Raw genomic sequence first — 17,324 nt, 5'->3', positions numbered from 1 at the left:
GGCTATGTTTTTCATCAATGAAAAACGCCGCATGGGACTCCTATCAGCTTTTTTTGCAGGTCGCGCGCCTCGGCGGGCTGACCGGTGCGAGCGCGGCGACCGGCTTGAGCCCGGCCACGATTGGACGGCGCATGCTTGAGCTGGAGCAGGAAACGGGGCGGATGCTTTTCGCCCGCAGCCAGACCGGCTACCGCCTGACGGCCGATGGCCAGATCCTCCTCGACCACCTTCAGGAGATGGAAGCCGCTGCCCGGAAGGTGGATGCCTGGCGCCAGGCAGGCGAAGGAGGCGTAACGGTAAAGATCGCAGCCGGAACCTGGGTTGCCTGGATGCTGACCGAAAACTTCTCCGCGATCCGCATACCTGCCGACGGTTTCAACATCGCGCTGACGATCGGCGAGGCGCGCGCCAATCTCGCCTACCGCGAGAGCGATATCGGCATTCGCGCCTTCGAGCCGGACGAATCCAATCTCGCTGCTCGGCTTTTGGGGGAAGTCGCCTATGCCGTCTATGTCCGGCGCAATGCCGGCGAGGTCGAAAACCGCTGGATTGCGGTCGCCGAGGATGATGCCATTTCCGCCTATCTCCGCTGGCCGCACCGCCAGGCGTCGGAGCCCGTCGTTGCGACGGTCAACAGGCCGCGTTCGCTGCCGGATCTCGTCCGGGCCGGTGCGGGAAAGGCGGTGCTCCCCTGCTTCGTGGGTGATCTCGATCCGGAGCTGCAGCGGCTCGGCGGCGAACTGACGGAGTTGCGCCACCGGCAATGGATCGTGCTGAACAACGAGGATCGCCACCGCCCGGAAATCCGCACCGTCGCCGACCGTATGACAAAGCTGCTGAAAAGCTATGCCGATCTGTTCGCCGGAAAGCGCGCCAGTCGCAGCTGATTCTACGGCATCAGACGTCTCACGAGCGCGACCTGGCTGTTCACGCCGAGCTTGGAATAGATGTTCTTCAGATGCGTCCGGGCCGTCTCGTAGCTGATGCCATGCAGCCTGGCCGCCTCGCGCGGCGAAAGGCCTGCCGCGATGGAGGAGGCGATCCGCAGCTCGGCTGCGGTCAGTTGCTCCTTTGCGGACAAACGGTCGTTCAGTTCCGGGCATGCCACGGGCATGCGCTCGATGATGAGTGCCGCCGTCGGCCCCTGCAGGAACTCGGTCATCAAATCGGACGTGAGGCGCACGAGCGTGCATTTGAACGACGCGCAGGAAGACCTGAATCTCGCGATGAACGGTTCTGCCGCGGCGGGGGCGCGGTAGCGTGAAGCGGAGGTAAGACGCCCGAGGAAATCCCGGTCGCTGCAGACGAGATGTCCTGTTGGCGTGACACTGATCCCGGCATCTTCGGCGAACATCTGTTCCGCGGCAAGGTTCATCGACCGGATCTGGCAGCCTTCGCCGATATAGACGAGGCCGACACCGATGGCGTCGAACAGCGAACGGCCCGTCTCATTGCTCGCTTTTTCCCTGCGCATGAAATCGAAGGCTCGTTGCAAATGCGGTGCGAGTTGTGTCAGGAGATCGGCGTTGAGGCGATTGAAGCCGGTGTCGGTGCTCGATGTCAGCGTCGAGAGATTGAAGGACCTGCTGTTCTCGCGCAGAATCGTCACGCCGACGCTGCTCCGACAACCGATGCTGCGCAGATACTCGTTGTAGAATTCCGTCTTGACGAGTTCGGCATGCGGCAGCATCTGGTCCGCGATGACGCCGAGGCCGACCGGCCGGACGGCTGCCTTCGGCATCCACGGGTTTACGGTGCAATAATACCGGTTGTAGTCTTCCAGACTGGAACCGTCCAAACCTGAGCATAGCGAAAAGGCACCGGCACCCGCGACGCTGTCGTGATAAAAAAGCGTCGTCTTCGCATCGGGCATCCTCGTGTTGAGGGTGTCGAGGAAGTCCTGCCAGTCCGTTTCGCCAAACAATGCGCCGTAGACCAGGTCAGTGAGAGATTCGAGATTGGCATGCGTCGTGGCGGGCATCAGACATCTCATATGAGCGGATGCTTATTATGCCCGCCTTTCGTGACAGTGACAATTACGTCGAATAACGCAGATGGCGACGCCGCGGCGCCGCCATCTTTTATCCTACATCCTGTTGGCGACGATGACAGGGATCAGGAGATCGCCCCAATTGCCGTCTCCGCCATGGTGGCGGGCGGAGCGCACGAGCTCGACCGAGACCCCCGCCTCGACGGCCTTCATGACGGACTGGTTCAGCCTGTGCAGATCGTTTGCGAGCATGCGGATCATCGTCTGCTGATCGGCGCTCATGCTGGAGGATTGTTCTTCCGCTCTTTCGCGGACACGTGCGATGGAAGCCATGGCCTTTTCTCCTTTGGTGTGGCTACTCGGCTGCGGGTTTGAATTGTGCATGTTCGGTCGATTCCTTCATGGCAGTGGTCGAGGACTTGCCGCCGGTGATGGCGAGCGATACGGCATCGAAATAGCCGGTTCCCACTTCGCGCTGGTGCTTGGTCGCGGTGTAGCCCTGTGCCTCGGCGGCGAACTCCGCCTGCTGCAGTTCCGAATAGGCCGCCATCTGCCGGTCCTTGTAGCCGCGTGCCAGTTCGTACATGCCGAAGTTCAGCTGGTGGAAACCGGCTAGCGTGATGAACTGGAACTTGTAGCCCATCGCGCCGAGCTCCCGCTGGAACCTGGCGATCGTCGCGTCGTCAAGGTTTTTCTTCCAGTTGAACGACGGCGAGCAGTTGTAGGCGAGCAGCTTGCCGGGATGGACCTTGTGCACGCCCTCCGCAAAGCGCCGCGCCTGCTCCAGATCCGGCTTGGAGGTTTCGCACCAGATGAGATCGCAATGCGGCGCGTAAGCAACCGCACGGGCGATGCAGGGATCGAGGCCATTGCGCACCTGATAGAAGCCTTCGACCGTGCGGCCGGTGTCGTAATCGACGAAGGGCTGGTCGCGCTCGTCGATGTCCGAGGTCAGAAGCTTGGCCGCTTCCGCATCCGTGCGGGCAATGACGAGGGTCGGAACACCCATCACGTCTGCGGCAAGCCGCGCCGCGTTCAGATTGCGGATGTGCGCCGCCGTCGGGATCAGCACCTTGCCGCCGAGGTGCCCGCACTTCTTTTCCGATGCTAGCTGATCCTCGAAGTGGACACCGGCAGCGCCGGCCTCGATATAGGCCTTCATGATCTCGAAGGCATTGAGCGGTCCGCCGAAGCCGGCTTCAGCATCGGCAACGATTGGCGCAAACCATGTTTCGACGGAAAGTTCGCGATCTTCCGATATCTCGATCTGGTCGGCGCGCTGAAGCGTGCGGTTGATCCGCTTGGCGAGCTCCGGTCCAGCATTGGCGGGATAGAGCGATTGGTCGGGATACATCGCCGAAGCCGTATTCGCATCGGCTGCGACCTGCCAGCCGGAGAGGTAGATCGCTTTCAGCCCGGCACGGACCATCTGCATTGCCTGATTGCCCGAAAGTGCACCGAGCGCATTGACGAAATCGTCCTCACGCAGCAGTTGCCACAGCCGGTTCGCCCCCATCTCGGCAAGCGAATAGCGGAGTTCGACGGAGCCTCGCAATCTCCTCACGTCCTCGGGCGAATAGGGTCGCTCGATACCGTCGAAACGGCCTGCCGGCGCATTGCGGATAAGCTTGTCAAATTCTGTCACGATTTCCTCCTTCTCGATGAATGTGCCTCATTCGGCTGTGTGACATAATTTACAAAAATCCTCGAAGCCGCCAGAGAAAGCTTGATTTTTGGGAAGAAATTGAGGTTAGGTTGCGGGAGCATTTACAAAGCAAGTTTGTAAATCTGTAAATGCTTGTAAATTCATGTCGATACGGGAGGTGTCGAATGGTCGAGCGGAAGATATTCGCCGGTCCGAAAGTTCGCCGCATTCGCAACGGCTTGGCGATCACCCAGACGGCGATGGCCGAGGGATTGGGAATTTCGCCATCCTACCTCAACCTGATCGAGCGCAATCAGCGGCCATTGACGGTGCAACTCCTCTTGAAGCTGGCGTCGGTCTACAAGGTCGACCTGGAGGAACTGCAGAGCGAGCCCGGAAACAATCTCGCCCAACTGCGTGAAGTCTTTGCCGATCCGTTGCTTTCGGGCGAATTGCCCGGAGACCAGGAACTCATCGAAGTCGCCGAAGCCGCACCCAATGCTGCAAGCGGCGTCGTGAAGCTCTATCGCGCCTATCGCGAGCAGGCTGCGCGACTCTCCGACTTGACGGTCCTGATGGCTGGCGACGGACAGGCTCCGGCCGCCGGCGCGCGGCTGCCGGCAGATGAAGTGCGCGACGTGCTGGAACGCCGTTCTGCCTATTTTGGCGCGCTTGAAGAGGCCGCTGAGGCTTTCTTCGTCGCTCTGCCGGCGGGTGAGCGCGCGCAGGTCCTTAAGGGCTGGTTGCAGAAGGAGCACGGCATCAGCGTCCGCATCCTGCCGGTGCATGTGATGCCCGATCTGCGCCGCCGCTTCGACCGGCATTCGATGCGGCTTTTCATTTCGGAGCGCCTTGCGGCTTCCGATCAGATCCAGGAAGTCGCCGTCGAGGTCGCGACGCTCGCGCTTCGCGAAGCCATTATGCGAGAGCTGGAAACACTCAACCTCTCGACGCAGGAGGCGAGGCGCATTGCCCGCTTCGAGCTCGCGCGTTACGCAGCCCTTGCGCTGATGATGCCTTATGACGCGTTTCTCTCCGCAGCAAAGACATCGCGTTACGACATCGATATTCTCTGCGCTCGCTTCGGCTGTTCGTTCGGCCAGGCTGCGACACGGCTGACGATGCTGCAGCGGCCGGCGAACGCCGGCGTTCCGTTCTTTATCATGGAGATCGATACCGCGGGCCATCGGCTGCGGCGGGGCGGAGCGGCAGGTTTTCCGCATGCGCGCTTCGGCGGCGGCTGTCCGAAGCTCAACATCCATCCTGCCTTTCTCCAGCCGGGCCAGGTTCTGGCCGAGGCTGCCGAGATGCCGGATGGCTCCGCTTATCTTACCATAGCGCGGACGCTCGAAGGGCCGCATGCGCCCTTTGGCGAACGGGTCCGGCGTACTGCAGTTCTGCTCGGCTGCGACATCGCGCTCAAAGACAACACGACATATGGCCAGGCCCTTTCTGCGACCCCGCATCCGGTGGCAATCGGGCCGGCCTGCCGCCTCTGCGAAAGGAAGGGCTGTCTTGCGCGTGCCGAGCCGCCTGTCACTCGCCCGCTTGGCTTAGATGAGATGGTGGCGGGGCTCGGTGCCTTCGATTTTCAGTGATCGGTGAAATCATTGAGAGTGCAGGATTTTTCGCTTGTCGCCTCACAGAATCCTTTCTACTCTAATCCAAAATCCAGAGGGAAAAGGTGTCCGGGGTGATGCCTGCAATTGCCAATAATAAGAACGGACAGGAGATAATATGAGGTCAAGAATCGCAAGACTTGCGGCCACGGCCGTCGTTGCCGTTTTCGCTGCGGCGCCGGGCTTCGCGCAGGAGCGCGTCGTCAACGTCTATAACTGGTCGGACTATATCGACAGTTCCATCCTCGAGGATTTCACCAAGCAAACCGGCATCAAGGTTGTCTACGACACTTTCGATTCCAACGAGACGCTCGAGACGAAGCTTCTTGCGGGGGGCAGCGGCTATGACGTCGTCGTGCCGACCGCGGACTTCCTGCAGCGCCAGATCCAGGCCGGCGTTTTCCAGAAGCTCGACAAGTCGAAGCTGCCGAACATTTCCAACATGTGGGATGTGATCCAGCAGCGCACGGCGCAGTATGATCCGGGCAACGAGTACGCCATCGACTACATGTGGGGCACGAACGGCATCGGCTACAACGTCAAAAAGGTTGCCGAAATTCTCGGGCCTGACGCCACGCCGGGGCTCGAAGTGATCTTCGATCCGAAGGTTGCCGAGAAGTTCAAGGATTGCGGCATCTATCTGCTCGATGCGCCGAAGGATGTCCTTTCTGCTGCCTTCCAGTATCTCGGCGTCGATCCGAACACGACCAGCGCGGATGACTTCAAGAAAGCTGAGGACTTGATGACCTCCATCCGTCCTTTCGTCCGCAAGTTCCACTCGTCTGAATATATCAATGCGCTCGCTAACGGCGACATCTGCATCGCCTTCGGTTATTCCGGCGATATGCTGCAGGCCCGCGACCGCGCTGCCGAAGCCAATAATAATGTCGAGGTCAACTACTCGATCCCGTCTCAGGGCGCCCAGATGTGGTTTGACATGATGGCGATCCCCGCTGATGCGCCGCATGCTGCCGAAGCACACGAGTTTCTGAACTACATCATGAAGCCGGAGGTCATCGCCAAGGCGACCGACTATGTCTTCTACGCCAACGGCAACAAGACTTCCCAGCAGTTCATCAGCAAGGACGTGCTCGAAGATCCGGCGATCTATCCGACCGAAGACGTGATGAAGAAGCTCTTCACGGTCTCGCCCTGGGAGCCGAAAACGCAGCGCACCGCGACCCGGCTCTGGACGAAAGTCGTCACCGGCCAATAAGGAAATTCAGGCCCGGACGGAAACGCCCGGGCCTTTTCTTGACGGCTGCCGGCTGTGGGGAGGGCCGGTTCTCAAATCATGTCTCGGGGAACCAAATGAAGTCACTTGGCAATATTCGCCGCACCTTCGCGCCTTGGGCCGATCCGGCTTCCAAACCGTTTATCTCCTTCAAGAACGTGACGAAGAAGTTCGGCGATTTTACCGCCGTGAATGATCTGTCGCTGAATATCTATCATCGCGAGTTCTTTGCATTGCTTGGTGCATCGGGTTGCGGCAAGTCGACACTGTTGCGCATGCTGGCGGGCTTCGAGCAGCCGACTTCCGGCGAAGTGATCCTCGATGGCACGAACCTGGCAGGTACCCCGCCCTACAGGCGGCCCGTCAACATGATGTTCCAGTCCTACGCGCTCTTCCCCCACATGACGGTCGAGAAGAACATCGCCTTCGGCCTTCGCCAGGACGGCATGCCGAAGGACGAGATTATCGAGCGCGTTTTGCAGATGCTGAAGATGGTGAAGCTGGAGCAGTTCGCCTCCCGCAAACCGAACCAGCTTTCCGGCGGGCAGCGTCAGCGCGTGGCGCTCGCCCGCTCGCTCGCCAAGCGTCCGAAAGTGCTGCTGCTCGACGAACCGCTCGGCGCACTCGATAAGAAGCTGCGCGAGGAAACGCAGTTCGAGCTCATGGATCTTCAGCAGAATCTCGGCCTCACCTTCGTCGTCGTGACGCATGACCAGGAAGAGGCGATGACGATGGCGGATCGCATCGCCGTTATGAGCCACGGCAAGGTCGTCCAGGTGGCGACGCCGGCGGAAATCTACGAGGCGCCGAACTCGCGATTCGTTGCGGATTTCATCGGCGATGTGAACATCTTCGACGGCCAGGTGACCTCCGCCGAAGGCGGCACGGTCGAGATTGCAGTCGAGGGCGGCTTTACCATCAAGGTCGCGACATCTGACAAGCCTGCAAACGGCAGCAACGCCGGCTTTGCGGTCCGTCCGGAAAAACTGAAGGTGCTCCGTCATCCGCCGCCAAACCCATCCGTCAATGCGGCTTCCGGTGAACTCTGGGACATCGGCTACCTCGGCGACATGACGGTCTTCCACGTCAAGCTGAAGACCGGCAAGGTCGTGAAGGCTTCCTCGCTCAACGCGCAGCGCGCGGTCGACGATCCCTTCACATACGATCAGGAAGTCTGGATCTCCTTCGCCGATGATGCCGGCGTGCTTCTGAGGGATTGATCCATGGGCAAGCTCGGTTCCGCGATCTACAGCCGCCTTGTGATCATCATTCCCTATGCCTGGCTGCTCATCTTCTTCCTCGCGCCGTTCTTCATCGTCTTCCGCATCTCGATGTCGACGACGGCGATCGCGATGCCGCCCTATATGCCCGTCTTCTCGCCCGGCGACGGCTGGGCCGGCTTCTGGGACAAGCTATCGACCTTGTCCTTCGACAATTACAGCTATCTCATCGATGATCCGCTGTATTTCAACGCCTATGTCTCGAGCGTCGTCATTGCCGGGGTTTCGACTTTTCTTACACTGCTCATCGCTTATCCGATCGCCTATGGCATGGCGCAGGCCCCGCGCAGCATCCGCCCGACACTGCTCATGCTCGTTATCCTGCCGTTCTGGACGAGCTTCCTGATCCGCGTCTACGCCTGGATCGCGATCCTAAAGCCGGAAGGCTTGCTGAACCAGGTGCTGCTCGCCAGCGGCATCATCGACAGTCCGCTCATCATCCTGAACACCAACATCGCGGTCTATATCGGCATCATATACTCCTACCTGCCGTTCATGGTGCTGCCACTCTATTCCTCGCTGGAGAAGATGGACGGCACCTTGGTCGAGGCCGCGCAGGATCTCGGCTGCCCGCCGATCACGGCCTTCTGGCGCGTCACGTTCCGACTGTCGCTACCCGGTGTTATCGCCGGCTGCATGCTGGTTTTCATCCCGGCCGTCGGCGAATTCGTCATCCCCGACTTGCTCGGCGGATCGCAGACGCTGATGATCGGTAAGACGCTTTGGAGCGAGTTCAATTCGAACCGCGATTGGCCGGTCTCCTCCGCGGTGGCGACGATCCTGCTTTTGATCCTGGTAATCCCGATCGTCTTCTTCCAGAACGCGCAAGCCAAAGCCGACGAGCAGGGGAGGTAAGCCATGCTGCAATGGACCCGCTTCAATATCGTCTCGATCACGCTCGGCTTTGCCTTCCTCTATCTGCCGATCGTGCTGCTCGTGATCTTCTCGTTCAACGAGTCGAAACTCGTCACCGTCTGGGGCGGTTTCTCGACGAAATGGTACACGCAGTTGCTGTATAATCAGGCGCTGCTCGATGCCGCCTGGGTGACGGTGCGCGTCGGCGTGCTCTCCGCCACGCTGGCGACGGTTCTCGGCACGCTCGCGGCGCTCACGCTCGTGCGCTATCCGCGCTTTCGCGGCCGCATGCTTTTCTCAGGGATGGTCTACGCGCCGCTCGTGATGCCGGAGGTGATTACCGGTCTTTCGCTGCTCCTGCTCTTCGTGGCGATCGGATTTGACCGTGGCTTTTGGACGATCACGCTGGCGCATACGACGCTGACGATGTGCTTCGTGGCGGTCGTCGTGCAGTCGCGCTTGGTGAGTTTCGATCATTCGATCGAAGAAGCGGCGCAGGACCTCGGCGCTCCGCCGGTTCGGACTTTCTTCGAGGTGACGCTGCCGATCATTGCGCCTGCCGTCTTCTCTGGCTGGATTCTGGCCTTTACGCTGTCGCTTGACGACCTTGTGATTGCGAGCTTTACGTCAGGTCCGGGCGCCACGACCCTGCCGATGCGAATTTATAGCCAGGTGCGTCTTGGCGTGACCCCTGAAATCAACGCGGTCTGCACGATCCTGATCGGCGTCGTGACGGTTGGCGTCATCTGCGCCTCGATCGTAACCAAGCGCCGCGAGGTGCAGCGGGAGCGCGATGAGCGTACGGCGGCGAACGCCGCCTGAATCACTGGACGCCGGGAGCCTGCTGATCGATCACCGGCACCGGCGAAATCACCGGATTCGGCCAAGAGCCGCCGACGAAGAACGGCAGAGGCGGCAATTCTGCCGTTTTGGCGGCATCCGTCGCCTGCAGCGATCCGGAAAGAGCCAGTCCGTTGGATTCATATGGGATGATGCCCGAAAGGGTCAGCGTCTCGTCTGCGCCTTGAACGCTGACGCCGCGAAGCTCCGCCGAGCCATCCGCAAGGGTAGCGGTTATGTCGATGCGGTTGAAGTCAAATGCCCGGCCCGAAACGGCACTCAGCGGGAAGAATTTCTGCAGCGCGGCCTGGCTTCGGATGGCTTCGGCGTCAAGACCGGCAATCGAGCCCGCGTTGCCACGGAACGTCAGCTGTCCGCTCACGTCGGCAGCGCCTGCCGTCCAGATTGGCTTGCTGGTTTTCAGCGAAATGTCGAGCGATCCGTTCGCGAGCGGTAGCGGACCCTTCAACTGTAGCCGCTCGGTCAACCCCGCAAAATCGGCGCCGCGGATCGAAACTCGCAGCTTGCCGCCGCCGTCGAAGTCCCCGCGCATTGCCTCGAGATGCGCCGTCATTTCGCCGCCTTCGAACTGGCTGTCGCCGATATCGAATTTGGCCTCGTTGCTGGAAACGATGATGCTTGCCCCGACATCGGAGAGCTGGAAAGGCGGAAGCTGCATTCCCTTGGCGGAAAGCCTGAGGTCGACATCAAGCTTCTGCAGCGGACCGCCGTCTTCCGGCGCGCCTGCCTCGCCAGCGGCCAGACGAAGGGCAAAGGCGTCGAAGAAGGGCTTGAGGTTCATATGGTCGAAGGCCAGCGTGCCGCCGAGCTTTGCCCGCGCGTTCGTGCCAACGGAAATGTCCATGACGCCGGTTGCATTCGCATCGTTGAGCCCAAGCGCGACTTCATTGAAGCGCAGGCCATTGGCGGCGGAAAATACATCGCTCTCGATCGAAAACGATCTCAGCGTCTCGATGCCCGGAATGGATTTGCCGGACCAGGCCAATAGCGCTGGCAGGTCCGGAATATTGACCGCCGTGTTGCCGGACAGTCCGGCGAGGCTGGAGATACCGCCAATACCGGTGAATTCTGCCGTTATGAGCCTGGAGGTGAGCGCGGTTTTGATCTGAGCAACCTTGCCGCCGAAAATCAGCAGCGGGCTGTTGGAAGAGAAGTCGAGCTTCAGGTCTTCGCCGCTCGTTCTCGCGATCAGCACCGCCGTCATCTGGCTTGAAAGCCGCGGCCAGGTGATATCGGCGGTTACGCCTTCGAAATGATAGGTCTTGCCGCTCGCAAGATCGGCGACATTGAGCGTGCCGTCCTCGACGGTGATTGCACCGATGGTTGCGTCGAGCCTTTGATCGAGGATTTCGGTACCGCCTTCCTGGCGCGCGCCGTCGATCGCCTTCGCAAGCTGCCCCGCATAGGTCCAGTCGATCAGCCCCTGTTGGTCGCGCGTAAGGGAAAGATTGGGGCGCAGCAGATGGAACTCGTGAAAGCTGGCACGGCCGCGAATGGCATCGACGAGGCTGAAATCGGCCGAAAGGCTCTCGATCGTGCCGAGCAGCTTGTTGCCGCTGCTTTCAGGCTGCCGGATGATGATCTCATTCAATCTGATGCGCGGCGTCGGCCAGAATTCCAGGACTGGCGTGCCCTTGATTTCGGCCTGATAGCCGGTCCATTTCGACACGACGTCCTCGATGCCGGAGCGCACCAGCCCGCTTGAAACGAGGTAGGGGGCTGCGACGCGCAGCGCCACGAAAACGATAGCGGCAACAAGGAGGAGGCCAGTTGCAACCCGCGCAAACCCGGGCAGCCAGCGGGAAACGGGTATCATCTTGCGCCGCCATTTTGGTTGTCTTGACGTACCCATAAGCTCCGCCAGTATTTTCAGCTGCTTATCCGTTATGTGCTGATTTCGCCGGATATATGAAACGGCGGATAGATGCAAATCCGGAGAGCCGCGTCCGGGGCGATGCACACTTTATAATGCGGTGCAGCATGGTATATAGCAAATAATAGGGGAGGAGATTAAATGAGTGATACAGTGCCGCTTTGGGTACCTTCGAGAGAGTCGATTGAAGCAAGCCCGATGCATGCCTTCATGCAGCGCTGCAACGCCGAGTTTGGTCTGAAGCTCGAAACCTATCCGGACCTTCACGCTTGGTCGATCGCTGAGCGCGAAAAGTTCTGGACCTCGGTTTGGGCATTCTGTGGCGTGAAGGGGGAGCAAGGCGCACGAGCGCTCGCCGATGGCGATCTCATGCTCAAGGCTCGCTTCTTTCCTGATGCGAAACTGAATTTCGCCGAGAACCTGCTATCGAGCGAAGGGCCGGCTGACGCAATCGTCTTCCGCGGCGAGGACAAAGTCGAATATCGCTGGTCGTGGGACCGGCTCCACGCGCTCGTATCACGGCTGCAGCAGGCCTATCGCGCGCTTGGTATCGGCGAGGGGGATCGCATCGCCGCGATGATGCCGAACATGCCGGAAACGGTCGCCTGCATGCTGGCTGCCGCTTCGATCGGCGCCATCTGGTCCTCCTGTTCACCGGATTTCGGCGAACAGGGTGTCCTCGACCGCTTCGGGCAAATCGGCCCCAAGCTATTCATTGCCTGCGACGCCTATTGGTATGGCGGCAAGCTGCAGGACGTAAAGGCGAAGGTTGCTGCGGTCGCAAAGAGCCTCGGCGCTCCGGCGGTGGTTGTCCGCTATGCCGGCGATGCCGCAGCGGTTGCGGGCGAAACGCCCAAAGCAAAGACGCTGGAAGAATTCATTAGGCCGTACCAGCCCAAAGCCGTCGAGTTCGTGCGACTTCCTTTTGCGCATCCGCTTTATATTCTCTTCTCCTCCGGCACCACCGGCGTGCCAAAATGCATCGTTCATTCCGCCGGCGGCACGCTGCTGCAGCATCTGAAGGAGCATGTGCTGCATTGCGGTTTGAAGCGGGGCGAAAAGCTCTTCTATTTCACCACATGCGGCTGGATGATGTGGAATTGGCTGATGAGCGGCCTTGCCACCGGCGTCACGCTCTGCCTGTTCGACGGCTCGCCCTTCGCGCCGGACGGCAATGTGCTGTTCGATTATGCGCAGGCTGAAAAATTCGCGGTCTTCGGCACCTCCGCAAAATATATCGATGCGGTGCGCAAGGGCGGGCTGACGCCGCGGACCACCCACGATCTTTCGAGCCTGCGTCTGATGACATCCACGGGATCGCCCCTTTCGCCCGAAGGCTTCACCTTCGTCTACGAGGGCATCAAGGAAGACATCCAGCTGGCCTCGATCTCGGGCGGCACGGATATCGTCTCCTGTTTCGTGCTCGGCAATCCGCTGCAGCCTGTCTGGCGCGGCGAAATTCAGGGGGCGGGCCTCGGCCTTGCCGTCGACGTATGGGACGATGAAGGCAAGCCCGTCCGCCAACAGAAGGGTGAACTGGTCTGCACCAAGGCCTTCCCGTCGATGCCGGCCGGCTTCTGGAACGATCCGGACGGCGCGAAATACAAGGCGGCCTATTTCGAGCGCTTCGACAATATCTGGTGTCATGGCGATTTTGCCGAATGGACCGAGCATGGCGGTCTCGTCATTCATGGCCGCTCCGACGCGACGCTGAACCCCGGCGGTGTGCGTATCGGCACCGCCGAGATCTACAATCAGGTCGAGCAAATGGAGGAAGTGGCCGAAGCGCTCTGCATCGGCCAGGATTGGGAGGACGATGTGCGCGTGGTGCTTTTCGTTCGCCTCGCGCCGGGTGCAGCCTTGACGGACGAACTCGTCAAAGCCATCAAGAGCCGCATCCGCACCGGCGCCTCGCCGCGCCATGTGCCGGCGAAGATCATCGCGGTCCCTGATATTCCGCGCACCAAATCCGGCAAGATCGTCGAGCTGGCGGTGCGCGAGGTCGTGCATGGCCGGCCGGTGAAGAACAAGGAGGCGCTCGCCAATCCCGAGGCGCTCGACCTGTTCGTCGGGCTCGAGGAATTGCGCTTCTGACTTCAATCAAATGCAGTGAAAACTACAAGCTTTCACGGTTTATAGCTTCATCGGCCAGGAAACCTTTTATTAAGAAAGGTTTGTCAAAGGTAAAGGTAACTTAGGGCTGCAAATGAACAACGCAGCTTGGGGCCAACCGGGCTCCCCGAAACATGATGTTGATCGACTAAGGTCTTGTTGAACAGCACCAAATTCCAGGCAGCCTTTCTCGGCTGCCTTTTTTGATTCAGCCTGCCAGCACGCGCTGCGACGGGAAGGTGACCTCCACAAGCGTGCCCTCGTTCGGCGCCCGAATTGATCGAGAAGATCGCCCGGTTTGCATCCACCATCGCTTTGGTCAGCGGTAGGCCGAGACCCGTGCCGTCGCCGCGGTGGCGCGACTGCGCGGAAACCTGCCGGAACGGTTTCATCGCCTGGTCGAGTTCACTGCGCGTCATGCCGATGCCGGTATCGCGCACGCGCAGCACGACGCTGCCACTGGCTTCATACGACGTCGATACGACGATCTGGCCGCCCGACGGGGTGAAGCGGATGGCGTTTGAAAGGATGTTGAGGGCGATCTGCTTGATCGAACGGAGATCGGCAACGACATTCGGAACCGACTGCGACAGCGCCGTGCGGATGATGACGCGCTGGCCGTTCGCCTGCGGCTGGACCAGTGCCACGGCTTCCGAAATCGCCTCGTTGAGGCCGACGGATGCGAAATCGAGATCCATCTCGCCCGCTTCGATCTTCGAGATATCGAGCAGGTCGTTGACGATATCGAGCACATGGCGGCCGGAGCGGCCGATGTCGTTTGCATATTCGATGTAGCGCGGATGGCCGATCGGCCCGAAGCGCTCGCTCGCCATCATGTCCGAGAAGCCGATGATGGCGTTGAGCGGCGTGCGGATTTCGTGGCTGATACGCGCCAGGAAATCCGTCTTGTGGGCGTTCGCCGTTTCAGCGGCGCCCTTGGCATTGCGAAGCTCGTCCTCGGTGCGCTTCCACTGCGTGATGTCGCGGATGACGGCGCAATAACCGCTGGAGGAGGTCAGCCGGCCCATAGTCATGAACAGCGGCACGAAGCCGCCGGATGACTCACGCCCGATCACTTCGCGCCCGTCGTTCAGAACGCTGGCGACGCCATGGCCGGAAAGGCCGTTCAGATAGTCGAGCACCGCCTTCTGGCTCTCATGCGCGAAGAGCATCACGAAGGGCTTGCCGCGTGTCTCTTCCTCATCGTAGTTGAAAAGCGCGCTCGCCGAGCGGTTCATCGAACGGATGTCGCCCTCGGCGCCGATGACGACCACGCCGTCCGTCGCCGTCTCCAGGATGGAGCGAAGCTCTTCCACCTCGATCTGCAGCTTGGCAACCTTCTCGACCATGCGGTCGGAGCGGCTGTCCAGGCGTGCCTCTTCGTTCTGGGCCGGCGCCACGTCGCTGCCTTCGACCGGCATCAGAGCAAGCATGAGTGCGCTGGATTCTTCCCAGCGGATCGATTGCAGGCGGGCGGTAACCGGCATAAGTGCGTCGTCGGCGGTAACGAGCATCATTGCGCCCGGGCGTCCGGCTTTTTCGTCCAGGTCGCGGCGCTGCAGCAGCGCGTCGATCCCGCCGACATCGCTGAGATCCTCAAGAGACGCATAGCCGGTCAGGCGCATGAATTCGGGATTGGCATGGATCAGCGCATCGCCGGCATGGACCAGCACGGCAACCGGCAACTGGTCGATGGTGTTGGCCGATAGCCCGTCCGTCATCTTCACCCGCGGCGGAATGGCGCTGTGCAGCACTTCGATCGGGCTGAAGGTTTCGTGCAGGCCTTCGGTGGCATCATCCTCGTCCAGCTCGGACGGCTGAGCCGCGTCATCACCTTCGTCAGCAGATTCCGCCGCATCGGCCGGTTCTTCGGCGGCAATCGCACTCTCGAAGATCTGCTCGTCCGGTTCGCCTTCGGCAGGCTCCACCGGTCCAGTAGCAGCCGCGCCCTCTGCAGGCGCGGGCTCCTCGTCGCGAACGCCGAAAGCTTCCAGCCGCTTGGCGATCTCGCGGAAGTTTGCCTGCTCTGCCGCGCTCAGCGTCGGACCCGCGCCATGGAGTTGAATGATCTTGTCCGTCAGCCGCCGACTCGGCGTTTCCACGACACGCAGGGCTGGCCGCTCTTCGCGAGGCTCGGCTTCGGAGGCTGCCTCGGGCTCAAGTGCGGCTGCCGGGGCTTCCGGCTGAGGCTGCACGTCAGATGCCTCTGGCGCAGCCTCTTCCGCAGATTTTTCCGGCGGCTGGTCGAGGCTGGTCGCGTCGCGGCCGGCGGCATCTGGGCCGAGGGTCAGGCCGAGCGCCAGCGGATCCTCGGTCGTGTCGGAAAGCCGGACAACACCGAAGCCGCGGAAACCGTCGAATTCCCGGTTGCGCGTATAGGTAGGCAGCGCGGCGAGATCGACCGGAACAATCAGGCTCGTTCCCTCGATCGGCCAATGGATTGTCTTGCCGGACCATGTGTCCCGGCGTTCGAGTGCGTCGACGATCTTCCCTTCGGGATCGAGATTGAAGAGCGCCGAAATGTCAGAGAAGGCCGCGCCGATAATATTGGCGGCGTGCGGACCGACGGCATCTGCGAATTCGCCCGACACTTCGCTGAAGTGGCCGTCAGCATCGATCTTCCAGACAAAGCGCGTCGCCCGGCTGTTCGGCTTGAACTTAAAGCCCTCGGATACAGGCTTGCCCTCAGCCCTGTCTTCGCCGCCGGGCTCGGTTCCATGCCCTGGATTGTTTTCGGCAGGCTCGGCCTCGATCAGCGCTGAGGCGGGTTCCGTCTCGGTCTCCAGCTCCGCCGTATAGTCTGCAGGAGGTCGTTCCGGCTCGGATAAGATAAGCTCCTGCTGCTCCTCATGGTCGGTGACTGGCTCATCCGCAGCTTCCGTTGCACTCTCGGCTTCCTCGCCGTCGACACTCTCAAGCGCCTCTTCCACATCCTCGATGTCCGCAACAGCATCGAGCGCGTCGGCGAATTTCGCGCCCCTCGGCTCATCGATATGGTTAACGGCGGCTGTGGATAACGGTTCTTCCGGCGCTGCCGCGTCGATCGGGTCGAGATGGCCGAGCACGGTTTCGACGGCGAAGAGAAGATTGAGCGCCGGTTCGTCGCTGAGCTTACCGACGGCAGCGGGCAGGTAACCCTTGCCGGTGGCGACCGGCCGCTTGACGAGCCGGTCGGGATGGGTGCCTGCCAGACCTGTCAGCGTCTTCGCCGTCTGTTGGGTGATGCCGAGCGACGCAAAGCCGGGCGAGGAGGCAATGACTTCGCCTTCCGCGCCGATCACGGCCATGTGCGTATCGGGATCGTCGAGCCCCTCAAGCATTCGCGCTGCGGACTCCGCGGCGGAAAGCGGCTTTGAGGAAACGGGGACCGAGAACAGAATGGCGCGCTCGCCGGAGGAGAGCCCAATCAGTTCGGCTGTTGCCTGCGCCGGCGCCCGCTGGAAGCCTTTGGCAATCCGGATCATCAGGTTCCTGCTGTCGCCGACCGCGGCGAGTTGGCGGGCCGTGGTCTCGATCTGACGGAAGGTGATGTCGGCGCGGTTCACGCCCTGATCGAGAAGATCATAGACCGCCGTCTGGCCGAAGAGTTCCGCGCCGGCGCCGTTGGCCCAGAGCAGACGGGAAAGGTCGGCCGAGAAAAGCAATAACGCTTCGCCGCGCGAAAAGCGTTCCCGCACCCGCTGATGCACGGCGATGTCGATGAACGGGTACTGGACTGCGGGCATGTCGGAACCTTGTCCCTTTCGGCCTCTTCAAGTTAACAGTCTATTAATAACGATGCGCCGGAAACGGGTCCAGCTTGGGGGGCGGATTTCGGGCGGAAAGGTTAATTCGTTGTGCGGCGCACAAATTATG

At 60.9% G+C, this 17,324-nt stretch carries 11 protein-coding genes and 1 pseudogene; 7 read left to right on the top strand and 5 right to left on the bottom strand.

Annotated elements, in window-relative coordinates; genetic code table 11:
• The first annotated feature begins 17 nt into the window (after nucleotides 1–17).
• Nucleotides 18–887 (top strand): LysR family transcriptional regulator, encoded by an 870-nt coding sequence (locus ACZ9BX_RS12010; RefSeq protein ID WP_476218102.1) that lies wholly within the window; start codon nucleotides 18–20, stop codon nucleotides 885–887.
• Between the two features lie 2 nt (nucleotides 888–889).
• Here ACZ9BX_RS12010 and ACZ9BX_RS12005 read toward each other — a convergent pair whose 3' ends face one another.
• The 3 genes from ACZ9BX_RS12005 to aceA form a co-directional block, all read right to left on the bottom strand.
• The gene (locus tag ACZ9BX_RS12005; RefSeq protein ID WP_476218100.1) at nucleotides 890–1,981 is read right to left on the bottom strand and encodes a helix-turn-helix transcriptional regulator; all 1,092 of its coding nucleotides are present in this window, start codon (nucleotides 1,979–1,981) and stop codon (nucleotides 890–892) included.
• Nucleotides 1,982–2,086: 105 nt separating this feature from the next.
• Complete coding sequence (locus tag ACZ9BX_RS12000; RefSeq protein ID WP_027509927.1) at nucleotides 2,087–2,323, bottom strand: SMc00767 family acetate metabolism repressor; 237 nt, start codon at nucleotides 2,321–2,323, stop codon at nucleotides 2,087–2,089.
• 22 nt (nucleotides 2,324–2,345) lie between these two features.
• Nucleotides 2,346–3,635, bottom strand: coding sequence for an isocitrate lyase (aceA, locus tag ACZ9BX_RS11995; RefSeq protein ID WP_476218097.1), 1,290 nt, complete (start codon nucleotides 3,633–3,635; stop codon nucleotides 2,346–2,348).
• Between the two features lie 185 nt (nucleotides 3,636–3,820).
• On the opposite strand from aceA, the gene ACZ9BX_RS11990 reads away from it, so the two are divergent.
• From ACZ9BX_RS11990 to ACZ9BX_RS11970, 5 genes are all read left to right on the top strand, one after another.
• Entirely contained in the window at nucleotides 3,821–5,233 is a 1,413-nt protein-coding gene (locus ACZ9BX_RS11990; protein WP_476218096.1) for a helix-turn-helix domain-containing protein, read from the top strand.
• Nucleotides 5,234–5,372: 139 nt separating this feature from the next.
• The gene (locus ACZ9BX_RS11985) at nucleotides 5,373–6,470 is read left to right on the top strand and encodes a polyamine ABC transporter substrate-binding protein (RefSeq protein WP_027509930.1); all 1,098 of its coding nucleotides are present in this window, start codon (nucleotides 5,373–5,375) and stop codon (nucleotides 6,468–6,470) included.
• Between the two features lie 95 nt (nucleotides 6,471–6,565).
• Nucleotides 6,566–7,708 carry an ABC transporter ATP-binding protein gene (locus ACZ9BX_RS11980; protein ID WP_476218094.1) on the top strand — a complete coding sequence of 381 codons (1,143 nt, stop codon included), beginning with the start codon at nucleotides 6,566–6,568 and terminating at the stop codon, nucleotides 7,706–7,708.
• Between the two features lie 3 nt (nucleotides 7,709–7,711).
• Entirely contained in the window at nucleotides 7,712–8,623 is a 912-nt protein-coding gene (locus tag ACZ9BX_RS11975; RefSeq protein WP_476218092.1) for an ABC transporter permease subunit, read from the top strand.
• Nucleotides 8,624–8,626: 3 nt separating this feature from the next.
• Nucleotides 8,627–9,445: an ABC transporter permease gene (locus ACZ9BX_RS11970; RefSeq protein WP_476218090.1), complete on the top strand. Its 819-nt coding sequence runs from the start codon at nucleotides 8,627–8,629 to the stop codon at nucleotides 9,443–9,445.
• Nucleotide 9,446: 1 nt separating this feature from the next.
• Here ACZ9BX_RS11970 and ACZ9BX_RS11965 read toward each other — a convergent pair whose 3' ends face one another.
• A complete protein-coding gene (locus ACZ9BX_RS11965) occupies nucleotides 9,447–11,336 on the bottom strand; it encodes an AsmA family protein (protein WP_476218088.1) in 1,890 nt (629 codons plus the stop codon).
• Between the two features lie 162 nt (nucleotides 11,337–11,498).
• On the opposite strand from ACZ9BX_RS11965, the gene ACZ9BX_RS11960 reads away from it, so the two are divergent.
• A complete protein-coding gene (locus ACZ9BX_RS11960; RefSeq protein WP_476218086.1) occupies nucleotides 11,499–13,451 on the top strand; it encodes an acetoacetate--CoA ligase in 1,953 nt (650 codons plus the stop codon).
• Nucleotides 13,452–13,677: 226 nt separating this feature from the next.
• Here the strand turns inward: ACZ9BX_RS11960 and ACZ9BX_RS11955 are convergent.
• Nucleotides 13,678–17,194: pseudogene (locus tag ACZ9BX_RS11955) on the bottom strand (ATP-binding protein).
• Nucleotides 17,195–17,324 lie beyond the last annotated feature (130 nt).

The sequence above is a fragment of the Rhizobium sp. USDA 3886 genome (assembly GCF_056279785.1).
Note: the sequence above shows the minus strand (reverse complement) of the source record. Positions and strands in the feature narration are given on the sequence as shown.

What these genes read in the sequence shown, in the direction of transcription:
- ACZ9BX_RS11960 (WP_476218086.1), top strand. Translation starts at nt 11,499, where the DNA reads ATGAGTGATACAGTGCCGCTTTGGGTACCTTCGAGAGAGTCGATTGAA.
- ACZ9BX_RS11985 (WP_027509930.1), top strand. Translation starts at nt 5,373, where the DNA reads ATGAGGTCAAGAATCGCAAGACTTGCGGCCACGGCCGTCGTTGCCGTT.
- ACZ9BX_RS11975 (WP_476218092.1), top strand. Translation starts at nt 7,712, where the DNA reads ATGGGCAAGCTCGGTTCCGCGATCTACAGCCGCCTTGTGATCATCATT.
- ACZ9BX_RS12000 (WP_027509927.1), bottom strand. Translation starts at nt 2,323, where the DNA reads ATGGCTTCCATCGCACGTGTCCGCGAAAGAGCGGAAGAACAATCCTCC.
- ACZ9BX_RS11980 (WP_476218094.1), top strand. Translation starts at nt 6,566, where the DNA reads ATGAAGTCACTTGGCAATATTCGCCGCACCTTCGCGCCTTGGGCCGAT.
- ACZ9BX_RS11990 (WP_476218096.1), top strand. Translation starts at nt 3,821, where the DNA reads ATGGTCGAGCGGAAGATATTCGCCGGTCCGAAAGTTCGCCGCATTCGC.
- ACZ9BX_RS11970 (WP_476218090.1), top strand. Translation starts at nt 8,627, where the DNA reads ATGCTGCAATGGACCCGCTTCAATATCGTCTCGATCACGCTCGGCTTT.
- ACZ9BX_RS12010 (WP_476218102.1), top strand. Translation starts at nt 18, where the DNA reads ATGAAAAACGCCGCATGGGACTCCTATCAGCTTTTTTTGCAGGTCGCG.
- ACZ9BX_RS12005 (WP_476218100.1), bottom strand. Translation starts at nt 1,981, where the DNA reads ATGCCCGCCACGACGCATGCCAATCTCGAATCTCTCACTGACCTGGTC.
- ACZ9BX_RS11965 (WP_476218088.1), bottom strand. Translation starts at nt 11,336, where the DNA reads ATGGGTACGTCAAGACAACCAAAATGGCGGCGCAAGATGATACCCGTT.